At 59.4% G+C, this 893-nt stretch carries 2 protein-coding genes; both read left to right on the forward strand.

Annotated elements, in window-relative coordinates; all coding sequences use genetic code 11:
• The coding region (locus JL39_RS32305) for a winged helix-turn-helix domain-containing protein (protein WP_037155547.1) at nt 1-319 on the forward strand (319 nt) is incomplete at its 5' end.
• Entirely contained in the window at nt 273-878 is a 606-nt protein-coding gene (locus JL39_RS21290; protein ID WP_081952925.1) for an IS630 family transposase, read from the forward strand. The genes JL39_RS32305 and JL39_RS21290, both read left to right, overlap by 47 nt.
• Nucleotides 879-893: the final 15 nt, after the last annotated feature.

An 893-nucleotide genomic window follows, 5' to 3' on the forward strand; every position in this document is an offset into this window, starting at 1 on the left:
GGCGGCCTTCAAGGTTTCGCCCGCCACGGCGGTACGGCTCAAGCAGCGTTCGGATCGAACGGGTTCGGTCGAGCCGTCCCGACGAGGACGGCCCAGCGGAGGCGGCAAACTGGGTCCTTACCGGGACGGCCTGATTGCCAAGGTGGAGGCACAACCGGATATAACCATGCCCGACCTAGCGGCGTGGCTGGAAGAGCGGCATGGCGTGAAGGCCGATCCCTCGAACCTGTCGAAACTGCTCTGCCGGGCAGGCTTCACTTATAAAAAAAACGATGATGGCATCGGAACGCGAACGCGCCGACGTGCGCCGAGAGCGTGATGAATGGCGCCGGCATCGCCAACCCGCGATGCAGAAGAACCCCGGACGTCTCGTCTTTGTGGATGAGACTTCGGTCAAGACCAACATGACGCCGCTGCGTGGCAGGAGCAAAAAGGGCCAGCGTTTGCAGGCGGATGCCCCTTTCGGCAAATGGAATACCCAGACCTTCATCGCCGGTCTGCGCTGCGATGCCATCACCGCTCCCTTTGTCGTCGATGGCGCCATGGATGGCGACAAGTTCGACACCTATGTGCGAACTCAGCTGGCACCGACGCTTCAGCCGGGCGACGTGGTGATCTGGGACAATCTCAACGTCCACAAGAGCCCCAGAGCGGCGGCGGCCATCGCCGAAAGAAAGGCATGGATATTGTTTCTGCCGCGATATTCGCCAGACAACAATCCGATTGAAATGGCCTTCTCAAAGCTCAAGACACTCCTGCGAAGGCAGAAAGCAAGAAACTACGACGATCTCTGGAAGGCCGTCGGGAAAGTCTGCGACCTGTTTACGCCACAGGAATGCTGGAACTATTTTCGGCAAGCCGGATGCGTTGCATATTAATCGCCCGACGCTCTA

This window comes from Rhizobium sp. YS-1r (assembly GCF_000757525.1).
GTDB lineage: Bacteria > Pseudomonadota > Alphaproteobacteria > Rhizobiales > Rhizobiaceae > Neorhizobium > Neorhizobium petrolearium.

What these genes read in the sequence shown, in the direction of transcription:
- JL39_RS21290 (WP_081952925.1), top strand. Translation starts at nt 273, where the DNA reads ATGATGGCATCGGAACGCGAACGCGCCGACGTGCGCCGAGAGCGTGAT.